Origin of the sequence: Leuconostoc rapi (assembly GCF_016908715.1) — a bacterium.
Taxonomy (GTDB): domain Bacteria; phylum Bacillota; class Bacilli; order Lactobacillales; family Lactobacillaceae; genus Leuconostoc; species Leuconostoc rapi.
In genome coordinates, this window is sequence record NZ_JAFBEK010000001.1 from 346,453 (window position 1) to 361,726 (window position 15,274).

The following is a 15,274-nucleotide window of genomic DNA, read 5'->3' on the forward strand; positions in this document are numbered from 1 at the left end:
TATCCTTTAAAATTTGGTAGAATATAGGTATTATGATTAAACTTGAAAATAACAATTTAAAAATTGCAATTAATGAAGAAGGCGCCGAGCTTACAAGCGTTTGGCACAAACAAGCTGAGTTAGAATATATTTGGATTGGTGATCCTAAATATTGGGGTAGACATGCATCAAATCTATTTCCAATTGTTGGTCGTCTCCGTGGCGATCAATATAAAGTGGCAGGTGAAACCTATTTTATGAATCAACATGGTTTCGCTCGAAATACTATTTTTGAAGTCATCGAACAAAGCGATAGGCATGTTGTTTTTCGTATTCATGATACGGATTCAACGATGCGTGTGTATCCTTTCAAATTTCAGTTAGATATACGCTATGATTTGACAGACAACAATGAACTTAAAATTGCTTACATTGTTAAAAATACTGATACTGAGAAATCCTTGTTCTTTAGTGTTGGTGGACATCCAGCGTTTAATTTACCACTTGATGGCGGTAAGTTTTCCGACTATTATGTGTCGATTGAACCAGAAAAAATGTATGATCGTGTCCGTTTGACAGGCCCTTACTCAAATCCAAATGTGCCAACACCGTTTAATGCTAATATTCCACTACGTTTGCGTCAGGAAGATTATCATGATGATGCGATTATTCTTAAATTAGATCGTCAAAAAACATCATTTTTGTTAGCGCGTTTAGCTAATCAGCACGGTCTACGCATGACTTTAGATAACGCACAGTTCTTGGGAATTTGGACACCGGCAGGAAAAGAAGCACCATTCATCGCATTAGAGCCTTGGTGGGGCATTGCTGATACTGTTGATTCAACAGGTAATTTTAAAGAGAAATTTGGTGTTAATGTATTAGCTGCTGGGGATACATTCAACGGTACTTACAGCTTACAATTTTTCTAAAATGTGTAGTTATAAATAAAAGTGTTGACAAAACACTTATTTAGTTCTAATATAAGTTTAACAATTTAATCGTCCAATTAAACTAATGAGATGGAGATCAAACTAATCGTGCACGCACAGAGAATCTGGGATACTGAGAGCCAGGTCGAACGCAGGTTGGCAAATGGACCATCGAGGGTCAGTTGAAAGCAGTTACTGCAAGTAGGCTTGAACGTGTGACATACGTCAGTTGTCAGGTTTGTGTTAGCAAACTGTGGAGGAGCGAGTCGACGAGTCTTACTTTTTTAGTGTTATTCGATCTCTCGAAATCAGGTGGCACCGCGGAAAATCCGTCCTGAAAATATTGCAAAAGCAAATATTTTCAGGACGGATTTTTTATTTGCTTTGAAATGATTAAAAGGAGAATATGATGACAAAAAAAGGATATTATGGTGAATATGGTGGGCAATTTATTCCTGAACTGTTAATGCCAACTGTTAATGATGTTGCCGATGCATTTAACCACTATAAAGATGATGCCGATTTTAAAAGCGAATTAAAAGATTTATTCGATAATTACGCTAACCGACCATCGTTACTATATCATGCTAAAAATATGTCTAAAGAGCTTGGCGGCGCGCAAATATATTTTAAACGCGAGGACCTCAATCATACAGGTGCACATAAAATTAATAATGTTTTAGGGCAAGCATTAATCGCAAAAAGAATGGGGAAATCACGATTAATAGCTGAGACTGGTGCTGGACAACATGGTGTTGCGACGGCAACGGCGGCTGCACTGTTTGGTATGGAAGCGGAAATTTTCATGGGGAAGGAAGATACAGATCGCCAAGCGCTGAATGTCTATCGGATGAAACTATTAGGTGCTAAAGTTCACGCGGTGGATACAGGCACAATGGTTTTAAAAGATGCTGTCAATGCGACTTTTCAAGAATGGACTAAACGCATTGATGACACTTTCTATGTTTTGGGATCAGCAGTTGGGCCTTATCCTTTTCCCGAAATGGTGAAGTACTTTCAATCGATTATTAGTGAAGAGGCTCGTGAGCAATTTCTAAGTCAAACTGGTAAATTACCAGATGCTGTTATTGCCGCAGTTGGTGGTGGTTCAAATGCGATTGGTGCTTTTAGCAAATTCATTTCAGATCAAGATGTTGCATTAATTGGTGTGGAGGCAGCTGGTAAGGGAATTCATACAACACAAACTGCTGCAACTATCACTAATGGTACTCAAGGAATCTTTCATGGTATGAAGTCCAAATTTTTACAGTCCTCAGACGGACAAATTGATCCAGTTTATAGTATCTCAGCTGGGCTTGATTATCCAGGGATTGGACCGGAACACGCCTATTTAGCTGATATCAAGCGTGCGCAATATGTGCCTATTACAGATGATGAGGCAGTGCAGGCATTTGAGTATATTGCACGCACAGAGGGCATTATAGCAGCAATTGAGAGTTCACATGCGGTGGCCTATGCAATGAAAATAGCACCAAACATGCGACCAGATCAGCAAATCATGGTCAATTTAAGTGGTCGTGGTGATAAAGATGTTGCCGCCATCGCACGATACAAAGGAGTTGAAATTAATGAGTAATATGAGTAAAGCTTTAAATTTATTATCGTTACGTCAAGATTTGTCTGTTGAAATGGCTGAAAATGTGATGAACGATATTATGGCTAATCAGATATCAGATCCTGAAATTGCAGCATATTTAATGGGTTTGGCAGTCAAAAATGAGTCTGTACCAGAAATTGTAGGATCTGCAAGAGCGATGATTAACCATGCAATCAGTCTGGCACCAGAGCCTAACGCAATGGATATTGTTGGTACAGGGGGTGATATGGCAAATACGTTTAATATTTCGACAACTGCCAGTTTCATTGTGGCTGCAGCTGGTGTACCTGTTGCTAAACATGGTAATCGTGCAGCCAGCTCAAAATCGGGGACAGCCGATGTATTGGAAGCGTTAGGTGTTAAAATCGCTTTGACAGCAGAACAAGCCACGCAAGTACTACATCAAACTGGACAAACCTTTTTGTTTGCACGCGCCTTTCATCCAGCAATGAAAATTGTTGGGCCAATTCGTACAGCTTTGGGTGTGAGAACGGTCTTTAATGTGTTGGGACCTCTGACAAATCCAACTCGACCACAAACAATGTTATTAGGTGTCTATTCTAAACATTTACTTGTACCATTAGCTCATGTCTTATCAGAATTAGGTGTTCAACGCGCCATTCTTGTTCATGGACAAGATGGTTTGGATGAAGTGACTTTAACTGGGAAAACTGATATTGTCATGTTACGCAATCAACAAATTACGTCGTCAGAGTTTGACCCACTAGCTTATGGCTTTCATTACGCACCGTCAGAATCTTTAAGTGGTGGGACTGCTGTAGAGAATGCTGAAATAACTCGGCAAATTTTAAGTGGTGATCTTGTTGGATTTAAGACTGATACAGTGATATTAAATGCCGCTATGGCTTTGTTTGCTGCAAACGTTCGACCAGATTTAGATCAAAACATTAGACTAGCTCGTGACATTTTGTCTAGCGGAAAAGCTTATCAACAATTAGTTGCACTCCAACAAGCAACTCAGGCGGTTAGCACATGATTTTAGACGAATTAGTGCGTGCTACGCGTGACAATATGTTGAAAAGGCAGCTCGACGTGTCTTTGTCAGATTTAAAAGCAAAAGCAGGTCAAATGCCTGTTCAGATCAATTTTCCTTTTGAAGAGGCCTTACATCAACCGAAAATTTCTGTTATAGCAGAAATTAAACAAGCTTCCCCATCAAAAGGTCAAATTATACCAGTTAACCAATTTGATTATATGTCAATTGCTCGCCAGTATGAAGCAGCGAGGGTTGATTTAGTCAGCGTGTTAACAGAAGAAACTTATTTCAAAGGGTCGCTAGATATTTTGAAATCAGTTGTAAAATCAATTGATAACCCTGTACTACGCAAAGATTTCACAATTGATCCCTATATGATTTATGAAGCCAAAGTTGCCGGAACATCTGCTGTTTTATTAATTGTAGCTATTTTAGATGACGTGCAATTAAGTCAGTATCTTCATCTAGCTGATCAACTAGGGTTATCAGCCATTGTTGAAGCACATACTGCTTCAGAAATTAAACGTGCTATTGCTGCAAAAGCACGCATCATTGGCATTAATAATCGTAACCTTAAAGATTTTACGGTGGATTTTAAAAATACAGCACGTTTACGTGCGTTGATTCCTGAAGACGTCAGTACTGTGTCTGAGTCTGGCATTCAAACACGTGAAGATGTTGCGTTACTTGAAGCCATTGGCGTGAATGGTATTTTAGTTGGTGAAGCTTTCATGAAGGCAAAAGATAAAATTGATATGTTTAAAATTTTAACAGGAGGAAATGATGACTAAAATCAAGCTATGTGGTAATTTTCGAGTCGATGATGCTGATTTGTTAAATCAAGTGCAACCAGATATGGCAGGCATTATTTTGGCACCAGGGTATCGGCGGACAGTCAATCTCATGACAGCACTCAAAATACGTGAGCGATTAGATGAGCATATTCCTTTATATGGTGTTTTTATGAATCAAAACATTGCGGACGTATTGACTTTGTTTACAAGCGGTTTGATACAAGGCGTACAGCTTCATGGTGATGAATCAGAATTAGAAGTGACCATTCTACGTGAAAAAAATGTACCCGTTATACAAGTCGTAAAACCCGAACAGGCACTGGCTCCTACAACGGCAGATTACCTTTTATTAGATCACGGTACTGGTTCTGGCGAGCCATTTGATTGGGAAATCGTCCCACCTAAGCCACTACGCCGCACACCAATAATACTGGCCGGAGGATTAACACCGATTAATTTGCAAGAAGCGATCACGCAAGCACAGCCGGAATGGGTAGATATATCAAGTGGTGATGAAGTATCAGGGATTAAAGATTTAGCAAAAATGCAAAAATTAGTAGATATAGCACACCATAATCCGAATTAAGGTATGTATTATCGATTGGAAGGTAAATAATGGTCGAAAAAATAGAAACAGTTTTGAAACACGGCAAAGGATTTATTAGTTTTGTTGTTGCTGGGGATCCTAATTTTGATAAAAGTGCTGACTATATTGTGGCACTTGCAGAAGCAGGAGCAGATGTTGTGGAAATTGGGATTGCTTTTTCAGATCCATCTGCGGATGGCGAAACAATTATGAAGGCTGATTTGCGTGCTACTGCAGCTGGTTCAACAACTCGAAAAGTATTTGAATTAGTTGAAAAAGTGCGTCAGCGGACTCAGGTACCGCTAGTCTTCTTAACGTATACGAATCCTGTGTTTACCTATGGATATGAAGCATTCTTAGCCAAGATGAAAGAATATGAGGTTCAAGGTATTATTATGCCGGATTTGCCATTAGAAGAGCAGGCAGAATTTGTCGCACTTGCTGAAAAATATCAGCGTTCATTTATTCAATTAGTCACTTTAAAATCAGGAAATCGAATACCAGATATTGTCAAGCATGCATCTGGATTTGTTTATGTTGTCAGCTCTCTTGGCATTACTGGAACACGACAAAATTTATCAACTGATGCTTATGAATTGATTACACAAATTAATCAGTTGACTGATGTGCCGACAGCCGTTGGGTTTGGCGTTAGTCAGCCGGATCAAGTCTCACAGTTTAGCAATGCGCAGGCGGTAATTGTTGGCTCGGCTATTGTTAAGATCATTGCCGCACATCCCTTTGATGCTGAACGATATCTAACAACATTTGTTAAAGATATGAAAGCAGCGTGGTGATTATATTAAGCATAATCGTTATGAATCACAAATAAATCGGGGAGGATGTACTGCATCGTATATGGCGCAGTACACTCAAAAAAATATGACATATGAAACAAAGAAATTAAACGCTGACACAATTAGTGTGATTAGCGCGTACTTACGTTTGCGTGGCGAACATACAGTACTGCTAGAATCTGTGCCAACGTCACAGGAAAAATCACGTTATTCGATTTTAGGCTTAGAACCAGTTCATGAATTTAAAGCAACGGGTAAAAATATTAGTATTGACGGCACGCTATCGCAATCAAATGATCCATTACAAACTTTGAGTGATTTGGTCGTGACTAATTCACCGACTAATCAGTACTTGCCTTTTCAAGGTGGTGCGATTGGTTATGTTGGTTTTGATGCCATAGCAGCATACGAAAATATCGGTAAAACACCATTTGACGACTTAAATATGCCCGATATACATATGTTTCTATACGAAACATTTATTATTTTTGACCATCAAAAAGAAACATTAACGATTGTTGCGGATAATGTTTACTCACATCGTCATCAAACACAATTACATGCAGTAATTGCTGAAATTGAAAGTCGGTTGCGACAACAAGTTGATGCTGAATTGGTTGAGCGGGTGTTGCCAACATTTGAACCAAAGTCCAATATGACGGTAACGGCATTTACGACGATGGTTAATCGTATTAAACAATTAATTAGCGCAGGTGACGTGTTTCAAATGGTACCATCACAACGCTTTAGCTTTGATTTTAACGATGACCCTTTTGATTTTTATCGACAATTACGTCGCACAAATCCCTCACCTTATATGTATTACATGGACTTGGGAGACGTGCAGCTTGTTGGTTCATCCCCCGAAAGTTTAGTTACTGTTCGTCAGGGTGTTGTCACAACGAACCCAATTGCTGGTACGCGGAAAAGAGGTGAAACAGCGCAAGAAGATGAAAAAATAGCAGCAGAGTTGTTGCATAATGAAAAAGAAGTAGCCGAGCATACGATGCTTGTTGATCTTGGTCGTAATGACTTGGGTAAAATTTCTGAATATGGGAGTGTGCATGTCACAACGTTACTAGATATTCAAAAATATCGTTACGTCATGCATTTAGTCTCCGAGGTGGCCGGTCAATTGCGACCAGAACTATCAGCGATTGCCGCTTTGAAGGCAACTTTACCAGCTGGCACAGTTAGTGGTGCGCCTAAAGTGCGGGCATTACAACGTATTTACGAAATGGAGCCAGTCAAGCGTAGCGTTTATGCTGGTGCAATTGGTTATTTATCACAAGATGACCAAATGGATTTTGCTATTGCAATTCGTACAATGGTTGTTAAAAATCATAAAGGATATGTACAAGCCGGCGCTGGTATTGTTTTTGACTCAGAGCCAGAAAATGAATATCAAGAAACAATTAATAAAGCCAAAGCGTTACTTAATTTAGGAGGTCATGCATGATACTATTAGTTGATAATTATGATTCCTTCACATATAATTTAGCTCAAATAATCGGCGAACTAACAGATTTAAAGGTTTTGCGTAATGATGACAAATCACTCTATACCGTCGCTGACCAAGCAGATGGCATTATATTCTCGCCTGGTCCTGGTCGATCGGATGAAGCAGGCGAATTAGAAAACATGATTAGGCGATATTATGACAAAAAGCCACTATTGGGCATTTGTTTAGGACACCAAGCGATAGGTGAAGTATTTGGTGGAACCGTTACTCATGCGACAACTATCCGTCATGGTAAGGTTTCAACAATGCTGACAACGGCACCGTCGGCTTTGTTTACAACACCGAAAACTGACATTATGCGTTACCATTCGCTTATTGTTAAAGCAGATCGACTACCCAAGGAGTTTGTTATTACAGGTCAATCTGCTGACGATCATGAAGTGATGGCCATGCAGCATAGATGGTTACCAGTTTTTGGCCTGCAGTTTCATCCAGAATCGATTGGCACACCAGAAGGTGCTGAAATGATTAGAAAATTTGCGGCGCTGACACAAACAAGTAATTAATTTGGTAACGGATGATTCAACATGAGTTGAATCTTTTTTATATCACCAAAATTTGGCTAGAAGATGTTGCATTTATGTGTTTGGTTGTTAGGATTTAGCGTGGTAAAATAAGGAAAGTACTTTTCAGGGAGGCGAACGATGGGAACAATAAAATTACCTAACATGCGGTTTTATACGTATAATGGTGTGCTAAAGGCAGAAAATGAATTAGGACAGCAGATTTCAGTAGATGTTACCATTCATTATCCAATTGAAACGGCTGTAAAAGATGACGATTTGGAGACAACTGTTTCTTATGTTGATGTTTATGAAACTGTTGAAAAATTAGTCACAACGCGGCAATTTAAATTAATTGAAAGTTTGGCACAAAGTTTGTTAGTCAAATTATTGAATCAGTTTCAACAAGTCACACGTATTGATGTTTCGGTGCATAAACTCTATATTCCGCTACCGGGTATCTATGATCCATTTGTTATTAGTGTGAGCGGGACACCAAACGATTTAGAATTATGGGAGCACCAATAATGACTGTGGCTTATTTAAGTTTGGGTGCTAATATTGGTGATCGCCTGGCTAACCTGCAACAGGCAGTGACTTTATTACAGAAAACTAAGGGAATAGACATCACTGATGTGTCAAACGTTTACGAGACACAACCAGTGGGTGGTGTGGTTCAGGATGATTTTTATAATTTGGCTGTGCGTATTGACACCGAATTATCAGCGCCCGAATTATTAACACGGCTACATGAAATTGAATCTCATTTAAAACGTGTGCGTAAAATTCATTGGGGACCACGTACCATTGACATTGATATCTTATTATTCGGGGATGATATGTGGTCAGATGACACTTTGACCGTTCCACATCGTGAAATGGCAAATCGGCGGTTTGTGTTGACACCTTTGTTAGATGTCGTGTCAGATGATCGGCGCTACGAAATTGAAAATTTATTAGCGCATACGGCGGATACAAATTGGATTCGTGCTGTGGCTAACGTGAGAGTAGAAAATGACAATATTTAACGATGAAGAAACAACAATTTTAATGCAAGGTGTGACCAACTTGTTACGAGCAATTGGTGATGACAAAAATCGTGAAGGGGTAATTGAGACGCCCGCACGCGTTGTCAAAGCGCAATCTGAAATTTTTGCACATACCGGCGAGATGCAATTTAATGATTTTAAATTATTCAACACTACAAATGACGCTGATATGGTCATTGTTGAAAGCATACCGTTTTATTCTATGTGTGAACACCATTTATTGCCTTTTTTTGGCACAGTAGATGTGGCCTATGTACCTGATGGTCAAATTATTGGTTTAAGTAAAATACCACGATTGATTGAATGGGCTAGTCGCCGGCCCAATGTCCAAGAAAATTTAACGCATCTGATTGCCAGTGAAATGACTCGCATTGTTGCGCCAAAAGGTGTAGCAGTAAATGTGACGGCTAGGCATATGTGCATGGAAATGCGCGGTATTAATCAACCAGGCACGCAAACTAACACAGCGATTTATCGTGGTCTATTACAGACAGACACATTTTTAAAGGAAAGTTTTGCACACCGTGTAAACAAACACTAAATCCATGACATATCAAGAAATACAACAACAATTAGATAAAAGTTGGCGCGTTTTTGAACCAAATCGTGTCACATTTTTAAGGCAGGTTTTGTCGTGGATAGGTAGCCCTGAAACAACTATGCGTGTCATCCAAATTGCTGGTACAAATGGGAAAGGATCAACTGGCACGATGTTGCGCGAAATTTTGCTTGCAAATCATGATTCTGTGGGACATTTTGCTAGTCCTGCAGTTTTTGATGATCGTGAACAAATTTGGCTTAACGGGTCATTTGTATCTGAAAACGATTGGGTGAAAGCTTACGAGACATTGCAATATGTTTTGAGAGCTCATGGGTTAAGTGATAATGCGTTGTCTTATTTTGAAGTTTGGACATTGGTTGCCTTGTTAGTGTTTCATGCGCATGGTGTTCAGTATGCAATTGTTGAAGCTGGTTTGGGTGGCTTACATGATGCCACGCATATGTTAACATCATCGACGATTATAGCTTATACAGAAATTGGTTTAGATCATCAAAATATTTTAGGTGCAACAATTCAAGATATTGCACAGAATAAAGCTGGCCTCATGACAACTGGGGCAGCTATTGTTAGTGATTTATATCAACCAGAAAATGTTGGCTTGATTTTAAAAACTCAAGCTGAGAAAATTGGTGCAACGTGGTTTGAGCAACAGATTGATGTTCAAGTAGAAGATAATACGACTCATGGACTACGAGTCAAGATTGATGGTGATAGCTATTCATTAGGACTACTAGGTAGGTTTCAAGCAAGAAATCTTAGTGTGGTGTGGCAAATTCTTTCAGTCTTAGAGCAGCATTTTTCAGTCGCGTTTGCATCTAAAACACGACAAATTGGTTTAGCACGAACGCATTTAATTGGGCGTATGCAGGTCAATCATATGCAACGTATATTATGGGATGGTGCACATAATATTGATGCTGTACATGCATTAATTGATACTTTAAATGATTGGCGTTTGACGGTTAAACCATTGCTGATATTAGGTGTTTTAAAGGATAAAAATTATCGTCATATGATAGACTTGTTGCTACCAATGGTGTCACAAGTCATAAGTGTCACACCAGAAAACCCACGCGCCTTATCTGCAGATGATTTAGCTACCACGATTCGTGAACGGCAGATAACGATGCCAGTGACAGTTATTAATCCTGAAAATGCGTTAGACATAGCTAAGCAATTACGACAACAAAATCAATATATTATTGTGGCGGGATCTTTTTATACATTACGAGCAGTGGGAGGTTTAAATGATTAAAAGACTAGTTATGGCATCTAATAATTCAGCTAAAACGCGTGAAATCCAAAGCGTTTTCAAAGCGTTTGGTATGCTAGTTGTAAATTACCGTGAATTAATCGATACCAAAAAATTTCCAGCCGAGACAACGTTGGACCAGTATGCTAATGCGTTAGGCAAGGCGCAATTTATCCAACAGTTTTTGCCAAATGAAAACATATTAGCCGACGATACTGGTGCTTATTTTGCAGCTTTTCCCGAACGTTTTGGGCTAACGACAGCACGTGAATTAAAGGCGCTTGGTTTAACGTCAATACATGAAGAAAATGAGTATTTGTTGAATTTGTATACGCCAACTATGGATCGTCATGCCTACTTAGAAGCATTACTGGTATTGGTGACACCCACAGGCGATGTCATTTCAAGTACTGGTCGTGGTGGTGTAGCACTGGCTCGAAGTGATCGGGGAGACTATTCAATAGGGTTTGATCGATTATTTGAAGCCGAAAATGGTAAAACATTTGCGGAAATGTTAATGCCTGAACGCATTATATATTCTCACCGTGGTCGTGCAGCAAAAAAATTATTGCAGGAGTTGAACCATGATGATTGACATTAAAACACCAAACAATGCTGTTTTGTTTGCTATGCAATCACGTGGTGAAGGGGTATTACTGAAATTTGATCAGGTGACACTGCAATTTGCTGTAACTTTATCTGAACTAGGTGCTGTTAAGTTAGAGTCAAACTATTGGCTTACACGCGGTGCAGCAGTAGCTTTACAAAAACGTAGCGATAGCTATGCTTTACATCAGTGGCTATCGCAAAATGACTATGTTTGGCAGGTGGGTTCACATACGTTGCATGATGTATCGGGTGTGATTTATGGGGTGCTAAATGTCAGCCCAGAGTCTTTTTATAATGGTGAGTTAGTTTCAAAAAAAGTAGATACAATGGTGTCACGTGCCGGTGAAATGTTGACACTGGGCGCTGATGTTATCGAAATTGGTGGTCAAACCACAAAACCAGGGTATGTTGAATTAACAGCGACTGAAGAAATAAATCGTATTTCACCAGTTATTAAGGGCATCAAACAACGTTTTCCTGAAGCAATTGTCGCGGTTGATACCTATAAATATGAAGTCATGGTCATGGCTGTTGCATTAGGTGTGAATATTATTAATGATGTTAATGGCTTTCTGGATGATGAACGCAAGGGTCCGTTTTTAGCAAACAAACAAGTTGGACTGTTGACAATGTGGAATCCGCGTACGCAAGCAGTGACCCATTTACAACAAGAGATGCATGATTGGTTTGCAGAAAATTTAACAGCGTTAACAGCATATGGCATTGATAGAGAGCGTATTGCACTTGATCCCGGTGTTGGCTATGCAAAAAATTCAAACGGTCATCAGGATTTGGCTATGATGAATACAATTGCGCATTTACAAGATTTTAGAAGACCAATTATGACAGCGGTAGCTAATAAAGGCTGGGCTAAATTCTTACTTGATTTGCCAAAAAATAAGCGAGCTGATGTATCATTAATTGCTGCAAACGAAATGTTTCGTCGTGGTGCACGTATATTGCGTGTTCACGATGTACAATCAGCCAAGCAAATGGTCCAAGTGGTTCAAGCCATTTCAGGCAGCTTTTTAACGTCTTAGCGCCTGGTAAATTAAATATATAGAAAAAATATTGCACTTATTTCGAAACTACGTTATAATAAAAGGGACCAACTGGGTAGAATCTATCTACCTACCCGCCACTTATTCCTTGGAGTAAGTGGCGTTTTTAATTGAGGCAATATTTGAAAAATACTGCCATTGTTATTGGTAATTCACGATATAATAAATAGGTAACACAAAACAGTAAGTACTTTGTGTCACAAGTCACATTTTGAAAGAAGATAATGGTACCTAATCATATGACAACACTTATTTTAACGGACTTAACACAGACCGATACTGCTAAACAAGTCGCGCAAACACTTAACATCGATTTTAAGCAAGTTAATGCAACGCTTACACTACTCAATGACGGTTCAACAGTGCCTTTTATTTCCCGTTACCGCAAGGAAATGACTGGTGAGCTGGATGAAGTACAAATTCGCGATATTCAGGCCGCTGCTAAGAAATTGCAAGATTTGTCAGATCGTAAACAAACTGTGTTAAAGGCTATTTATGAACAACAACAGCTCACACCAGATTTGTTAAAAACCATTCAATCTGCAAAAACAGTACAAATTGTAGAAGACTTATATTTACCGTACAAACAAAAAAGACTTACTAAGGCAATGGTTGCACGCGAAAATGGCTTGCAGCCGTTAGCAGACTTTGTCATGGCACATATTACCAAAACGATTCCTGTTGATGACTATATTAACGATGCTGTACCTACGCATACGGATGTATTAGCAGGGCTACATGAGATACTAGCTGAACAAATTGGCGAAAATGCGTTATATAGACAATGGTTACGAACACGAATGGGACAAGATGGCACATTCATATCTAGTTTAAAACGTGGCGGTAAGGCAAAAGATGAACAAGCAATTTATGAACAATATTATGATTATAGTGAACCGCTCAAAACAATTATTGAGAACAAATTTCGTATTTTAGCTGTTAATCGTGGTGAAAAAGATGGTGTTCTGTCGGCTAAAATTGATTTTGCCGAAGCGCGTATGATTCATTTTATTCAAACGAAAGAATTGAAAAGTCAACAGGCAACAGGCTCTGGATATGAAGCTTTGCGTGCTGCAATTGAGGATGCGTACAAACGATTTATCCAGCCAGCAGTTGAAAGAGATATACGTCAGGAACTGACGTCACAAGCACAAGAACAAGCCATCAAGGTATTCGGGGAAAATCTTTATCACTTGCTCATGCAAGCACCACTTAAAGGTCAAATTGTGATGGGATTTGACCCAGGATTTAGAACAGGGTCTAAATTAGCAATCATTGATGAAAATGGCAAATTTTTAAACAAGCAGGTCATATATCCGCATAAACCGGCTAATTTACAGCAACGAAAAGCAGCCGCCGAAACATTTAAAACATTAGTGCAACACTATCACGTGCAACTAGTAGCTATTGGGAATGGTACTGCCTCGCGCGAATCTGAAGAGTTTGTTGCCAATAATTTACCCAATGGTGTACAGTATGCGATCGTCAATGAAGCTGGTGCCTCAGTATATTCTGCATCTGATGAGGCACGTGCTGAATTTCCAGACTTGCATGTTGAAGAACGTTCAGCCATTTCTATTGGTCGTCGTATTCAGGATCCTTTAGCCGAATTCATTAAAATTGATCCCAAATCAGTTGGTGTTGGTCAATACCAACATGACTTAAACGCTAAATTACTAGATGAACAAGTGGATCAGGTAGTTGAAACAGCTGTGAACCAAGTTGGTGTCAACCTGAATACCGCTAGTGCGGCGCTGCTAACACATATTGCTGGTCTCAATAAAACACTTGCCCAGAACATTGTCATTTACCGTGATACGATTGGTAAATTCACCTCGCGTATCCAACTCAAAAAAGTGACACGACTAGGTCCAAAAGCGTTTGAACAAGCGGCAGGATTTTTACGTATTTTAGATGGTAAGAATATTTTAGATAATACAAATATTCATCCTGAAAGTTATTCTGCGGTTAAACAGTTACTCAAACTTGCAGAGATTGATTTGCAAGACTTAGCAACACCCATAGCTAATCAAAAATTGCGTGCCTTAAATCAAGAGCAAACAGCAAAGACCCTCAACATTGGATTGCAAACATTACAAGATGTCATAACGAACTTACAAAAGCCTGGTCGAGATGGCCGTTCTGAGATGGTTGGGGCACTGTTAAAATCTGATATTTTACATATTGAAGATTTAAAATCTGGGATGAAGTTGCAAGGTACTGTACGCAATGTTGTTGATTTTGGTGCATTTGTCGATCTTGGTGTGAAACATGATGGGTTGGTGCATATTTCGCGATTGGCAAGGCGTCGTGTCAAAAAACCAACAGATGTTGTATCTGTCGGTGACATTGTTAATGTTTGGGTGGTTGATATTGACGAAAAAAGACAGCGTATTGGGTTGACAATGATTAATCCAGAGGAGGTTAATGCATGATTATTCAAGCGGCAACAAAAGCAGACCAAGCCGTCATTTTAGAACTTGAGCAGACGATTTTGGATGATATGGCCTTGAAAATCTACGATGAGTTACGTGTTGCTGATGTGCAGGAGGCTTTGTCATTAGCTGTGGCAACTTCTGATAAAAGTCGCTATCATTATAGCCGGGCATTAGTTGCTAAAAACGATGCAAATCAAATTCTTGGGGTGGCTTTTGGTTATGTTGACACGGAAGAAAAAACACTTGACGATGCTTTGCAAACTGTTTTAGCAGATAAATTCAGTTATCATCGTTGGCTCTTTGAAGATTCAGAAGTGTTTGATAATGAATGGTATCTAGATTCCATTGTGGTCACAGATGAAGCGCGTGGACAAGGGATTGGTAAAAAACTATTTCAAGCTATTGAGACACGTGCTAAAGATCAACATCGTGACGTTGTCGGGTTAAATGTCGATGATGGTAATCCCAGAGCATACAAATTATATGATTCGTTAGGTTTTAAACCAGTTGGTCGATTGACTATTGGCTCGCATGATTATACGCATATGCAAAAGCAATTATAAAAAATGGCCATG

General features: G+C 39.3%; 16 protein-coding genes. All 16 read left to right on the forward strand.

Annotated features, from left to right (window positions below; translation table 11 throughout):
• The first annotated feature begins 32 nt into the window (after window positions 1–32).
• The 16 genes from JOD28_RS01590 to JOD28_RS01665 all read left to right on the forward strand — a co-directional run bounded on the left by JOD28_RS01590 (window position 33) and on the right by JOD28_RS01665 (window position 15,262).
• Window positions 33–911, forward strand: coding sequence for an aldose 1-epimerase family protein (locus tag JOD28_RS01590; RefSeq protein WP_204769165.1), 879 nt, complete (start codon window positions 33–35; stop codon window positions 909–911).
• Window positions 912–1,320: 409 nt separating this feature from the next.
• Window positions 1,321–2,508 (forward strand): tryptophan synthase subunit beta, encoded by a 1,188-nt coding sequence (gene trpB, locus JOD28_RS01595; protein ID WP_204769166.1) that lies wholly within the window; start codon window positions 1,321–1,323, stop codon window positions 2,506–2,508.
• Window positions 2,501–3,526 carry an anthranilate phosphoribosyltransferase gene (gene trpD, locus JOD28_RS01600; protein ID WP_204769167.1) on the forward strand — a complete coding sequence of 342 codons (1,026 nt, stop codon included), beginning with the start codon at window positions 2,501–2,503 and terminating at the stop codon, window positions 3,524–3,526. The genes trpB and trpD overlap by 8 nt, the downstream gene beginning before the upstream one ends.
• On the forward strand, window positions 3,523–4,317 hold the full coding sequence (gene trpC, locus JOD28_RS01605) for an indole-3-glycerol phosphate synthase TrpC (protein ID WP_204769168.1): 795 nt from the start codon (window positions 3,523–3,525) through the stop codon (window positions 4,315–4,317). Before trpD ends, trpC begins: the two co-directional genes overlap by 4 nt.
• Window positions 4,310–4,906 (forward strand): phosphoribosylanthranilate isomerase, encoded by a 597-nt coding sequence (locus JOD28_RS01610; protein ID WP_204769169.1) that lies wholly within the window; start codon window positions 4,310–4,312, stop codon window positions 4,904–4,906. Before trpC ends, JOD28_RS01610 begins: the two co-directional genes overlap by 8 nt.
• Before the next feature lie 29 nt (window positions 4,907–4,935).
• Window positions 4,936–5,703, forward strand: a complete 768-nt coding sequence (trpA, locus tag JOD28_RS01615; RefSeq protein ID WP_204769170.1) for a tryptophan synthase subunit alpha — start codon at window positions 4,936–4,938, stop codon at window positions 5,701–5,703.
• A gap of 85 nt (window positions 5,704–5,788) precedes the next feature.
• Window positions 5,789–7,162, forward strand: a complete 1,374-nt coding sequence (trpE, locus tag JOD28_RS01620; protein WP_204769171.1) for an anthranilate synthase component I — start codon at window positions 5,789–5,791, stop codon at window positions 7,160–7,162.
• Window positions 7,159–7,731 carry an anthranilate synthase component II gene (locus JOD28_RS01625; protein WP_204769172.1) on the forward strand — a complete coding sequence of 191 codons (573 nt, stop codon included), beginning with the start codon at window positions 7,159–7,161 and terminating at the stop codon, window positions 7,729–7,731. Before trpE ends, JOD28_RS01625 begins: the two co-directional genes overlap by 4 nt.
• 138 nt (window positions 7,732–7,869) lie before the next feature.
• Window positions 7,870–8,256, forward strand: coding sequence for a dihydroneopterin aldolase (gene folB / locus JOD28_RS01630; protein WP_204769173.1), 387 nt, complete (start codon window positions 7,870–7,872; stop codon window positions 8,254–8,256).
• Window positions 8,256–8,756, forward strand: a complete 501-nt coding sequence (gene folK, locus JOD28_RS01635; RefSeq protein ID WP_204769174.1) for a 2-amino-4-hydroxy-6-hydroxymethyldihydropteridine diphosphokinase — start codon at window positions 8,256–8,258, stop codon at window positions 8,754–8,756. The genes folB and folK overlap by 1 nt, the downstream gene beginning before the upstream one ends.
• The gene (gene folE / locus JOD28_RS01640; RefSeq protein ID WP_204769175.1) at window positions 8,743–9,318 is read left to right on the forward strand and encodes a GTP cyclohydrolase I FolE; all 576 of its coding nucleotides are present in this window, start codon (window positions 8,743–8,745) and stop codon (window positions 9,316–9,318) included. Before folK ends, folE begins: the two co-directional genes overlap by 14 nt.
• A gap of 4 nt (window positions 9,319–9,322) precedes the next feature.
• A complete protein-coding gene (locus JOD28_RS01645; protein WP_204769176.1) occupies window positions 9,323–10,594 on the forward strand; it encodes a bifunctional folylpolyglutamate synthase/dihydrofolate synthase in 1,272 nt (423 codons plus the stop codon).
• A complete protein-coding gene (locus JOD28_RS01650; RefSeq protein ID WP_204769177.1) occupies window positions 10,587–11,186 on the forward strand; it encodes a non-canonical purine NTP pyrophosphatase in 600 nt (199 codons plus the stop codon). Before JOD28_RS01645 ends, JOD28_RS01650 begins: the two co-directional genes overlap by 8 nt.
• On the forward strand, window positions 11,176–12,240 hold the full coding sequence (gene folP, locus JOD28_RS01655; RefSeq protein WP_204769178.1) for a dihydropteroate synthase: 1,065 nt from the start codon (window positions 11,176–11,178) through the stop codon (window positions 12,238–12,240). Before JOD28_RS01650 ends, folP begins: the two co-directional genes overlap by 11 nt.
• Before the next feature lie 260 nt (window positions 12,241–12,500).
• Window positions 12,501–14,696 (forward strand): Tex family protein, encoded by a 2,196-nt coding sequence (locus JOD28_RS01660; RefSeq protein ID WP_204769179.1) that lies wholly within the window; start codon window positions 12,501–12,503, stop codon window positions 14,694–14,696.
• A complete protein-coding gene (locus tag JOD28_RS01665; RefSeq protein WP_204769180.1) occupies window positions 14,693–15,262 on the forward strand; it encodes a GNAT family N-acetyltransferase in 570 nt (189 codons plus the stop codon). Before JOD28_RS01660 ends, JOD28_RS01665 begins: the two co-directional genes overlap by 4 nt.
• The last annotated feature ends 12 nt before the right edge of the window (window positions 15,263–15,274 follow it).

What these genes read in the sequence shown, in the direction of transcription:
- JOD28_RS01590 (WP_204769165.1), top strand. Translation starts at nt 33, where the DNA reads ATGATTAAACTTGAAAATAACAATTTAAAAATTGCAATTAATGAAGAA.
- trpB (WP_204769166.1), top strand. Translation starts at nt 1,321, where the DNA reads ATGACAAAAAAAGGATATTATGGTGAATATGGTGGGCAATTTATTCCT.
- trpD (WP_204769167.1), top strand. Translation starts at nt 2,501, where the DNA reads ATGAGTAATATGAGTAAAGCTTTAAATTTATTATCGTTACGTCAAGAT.
- trpC (WP_204769168.1), top strand. Translation starts at nt 3,523, where the DNA reads ATGATTTTAGACGAATTAGTGCGTGCTACGCGTGACAATATGTTGAAA.
- JOD28_RS01610 (WP_204769169.1), top strand. Translation starts at nt 4,310, where the DNA reads ATGACTAAAATCAAGCTATGTGGTAATTTTCGAGTCGATGATGCTGAT.
- trpA (WP_204769170.1), top strand. Translation starts at nt 4,936, where the DNA reads ATGGTCGAAAAAATAGAAACAGTTTTGAAACACGGCAAAGGATTTATT.
- trpE (WP_204769171.1), top strand. Translation starts at nt 5,789, where the DNA reads ATGACATATGAAACAAAGAAATTAAACGCTGACACAATTAGTGTGATT.
- JOD28_RS01625 (WP_204769172.1), top strand. Translation starts at nt 7,159, where the DNA reads ATGATACTATTAGTTGATAATTATGATTCCTTCACATATAATTTAGCT.
- folB (WP_204769173.1), top strand. Translation starts at nt 7,870, where the DNA reads ATGGGAACAATAAAATTACCTAACATGCGGTTTTATACGTATAATGGT.
- folK (WP_204769174.1), top strand. Translation starts at nt 8,256, where the DNA reads ATGACTGTGGCTTATTTAAGTTTGGGTGCTAATATTGGTGATCGCCTG.
- folE (WP_204769175.1), top strand. Translation starts at nt 8,743, where the DNA reads ATGACAATATTTAACGATGAAGAAACAACAATTTTAATGCAAGGTGTG.
- JOD28_RS01645 (WP_204769176.1), top strand. Translation starts at nt 9,323, where the DNA reads ATGACATATCAAGAAATACAACAACAATTAGATAAAAGTTGGCGCGTT.
- JOD28_RS01650 (WP_204769177.1), top strand. Translation starts at nt 10,587, where the DNA reads ATGATTAAAAGACTAGTTATGGCATCTAATAATTCAGCTAAAACGCGT.
- folP (WP_204769178.1), top strand. Translation starts at nt 11,176, where the DNA reads ATGATGATTGACATTAAAACACCAAACAATGCTGTTTTGTTTGCTATG.
- JOD28_RS01660 (WP_204769179.1), top strand. Translation starts at nt 12,501, where the DNA reads ATGACAACACTTATTTTAACGGACTTAACACAGACCGATACTGCTAAA.
- JOD28_RS01665 (WP_204769180.1), top strand. Translation starts at nt 14,693, where the DNA reads ATGATTATTCAAGCGGCAACAAAAGCAGACCAAGCCGTCATTTTAGAA.